Source organism: Mycobacterium innocens (genome assembly GCF_900566055.1).
Taxonomy (GTDB): Bacteria; Actinomycetota; Actinomycetes; order Mycobacteriales; family Mycobacteriaceae; genus Mycobacterium; species Mycobacterium innocens.
Map to the genome: position 1 here is coordinate 1 of NZ_UPHQ01000202.1, position 1,882 is coordinate 1,882.

The following is a 1,882-nucleotide window of genomic DNA, read 5'->3' on the forward strand; positions in this document are numbered from 1 at the left end:
CCCCCCCAGGCAAGGCCGTGGGCGACGTCGGCCGACGAATGGACGCGCCGCCGGCCCCGCCACGTCCGCCGCTGCCGATGAGCCCGGCGTCACCACCGCGACCGCCGGCCTGACCGGCAGCACCCGGTGCACCGTCGCCACCATTGCCGATGAGCCACCCTCCGTGGCCACCATTCTGCCCGGGTGCAATCCCGTCGGCTCCGTCGCCGATCAACGGGCGACCGGTCAGTGCTTTCGTCGGCCCGTTGACCGCATCCAGAACCTGTTGCTCTGCCGCGGCCATCGCACTGGCCGCATCGGTGCTCGCGTAAGCGTTCACACTGGCCTGCAGGTTGCGCACGAACTGGTCATGAAAGGCCGCCATTTGGGCGCTGATCGCCTGATATTCCTGGCCGAGCGACCCGAACAGTGCGGCAAGGGCCGTCGACACCTCATCGGTGCCCGCAGCCGCGATGGACGTAGTCGGGAACGCAGCGAACACGTTGGCCTGGCTGATCGTCGAGCCAATGCGCGCCAACTCCGTTGCCGCGGCGTCGACAACCTCAGGTACCGCAATCACGAATGACATCTGCATCCTCCAAGCGCCCTCGTAAGCCAATCTGCGCAAAGTGTGTCGAGGCGCCCTGAGACGAACGTTTGGAACTCATGAAATGCGCTGGTCACACCTGATCGGGCTGTTCTTGGCAGCCTCAGACGCAGCGGTTCGCTGAGCGACCGCCGGGCCTAGATGGCGTATCTGCCTGTTGCTGCCGCAGCACGCCTAACGATCATGCAGAAGCGTGAAACTCAGGCGGCGAGAGTCTTGGTCGTAACGTCGGCAGCGGGGAGATCGGGCGAAGAAGGCGCCGCCACCGCCGTTTCCGAACCGCCAAGCGTTGCCGCCGTGGCCGCCCGCACGCCTCGTAACCCACCGAGCACGTCGAACCCTGATCCGTCGCGCGCATGTGCACTGCGATGAAAAAGCTGGTCATACGCCGTGACGCGGTAACGGATCATCGGCTTGATGTTGCCGGCGTCTTGCCGACGCCGGTTACCCGCTTTACGCCGAGGCGGGCTCGCCGCCGGTGCCGCCCTGCCCGCCGGTCGCGTACAACCCGCCCGCGCCGCCGTTGCCGTGCAGCTCTCGACCGGGATCAACACCGGCCTCACCCGACTCGCCTTCCAGCATCGACGCCTGGGGCATCAGTGAATTCAATGCCTGCGCCGGCTGCCCTGAGCTCAACGCGAACAGAGCCTGGTTCAGCGCATCGGGACCCGGCAGACCGGGCAAGCCGTTGAGGTCCCCGCCGTCACCGCCCAGGCCGTCGATGCCGCCGACACCCGGTATAGCGCCGAAGCCCTTGTCGAAGCCGGCATTGCCACCGGGGCCACCGGGGCCGCCGTGGCCGCCGCGGTACTGCAGTAGCTGTTGCAGCAGGTTGTTGTGGGGACCGGGACCCAGAAAGATCCCACCGGTGCCGCCACCACCGCCATCACCGCCGTTACCTCCGTTGCCGTCGGCCACACCCAGGGTCAGCGAACTACCACCGCGCCCGCCCGGGCCGCCTTCGCCACCGTAACCGCCGGACCCGATGAACCGGGTGGAACCGCCGTGCCCGCCGGGACCACCCTCACCACCAGTACCGCCGCCACCCTGGCTCGTGCTACCCATACCGGCGGCTCCGCCGGCACCACCGGGCCCGCCGCCACCGATCCACCCGCCCGTGCCGCCGTTACCGCCTGACCCGCCGAAACCACCGCCATATACGCCGGTGCTATCGAAATCGGCGATGGCCTGGCTAACCGCGCCCCCGGGTCCGCCGGCGCCGCCGAATCCATACAGATAGGCATCGCCACCATCACCGCCACGGCCCCCAGGGATCCCAAAACCCACCCCCAGATC

2 protein-coding genes and 1 pseudogene are annotated in these 1,882 nt (G+C 68.3%); all 3 read right to left on the reverse strand.

What is annotated here, in order from left to right; translation table 11 throughout:
• On the reverse strand, nt 1-568 hold a 568-nt coding region (locus EET03_RS19615), incomplete at its 3' end, for a PE family protein (RefSeq protein ID WP_136625731.1).
• Between the two features lie 218 nt (nt 569-786).
• Complete coding sequence (locus EET03_RS29880; protein WP_136625732.1) at nt 787-996, reverse strand: hypothetical protein; 210 nt, start codon at nt 994-996, stop codon at nt 787-789.
• A 43-nt stretch (nt 997-1,039) separates the two neighbouring features.
• Nucleotides 1,040-1,882, reverse strand: a pseudogene (locus EET03_RS32475) (PE family protein); the annotation flags it as partial.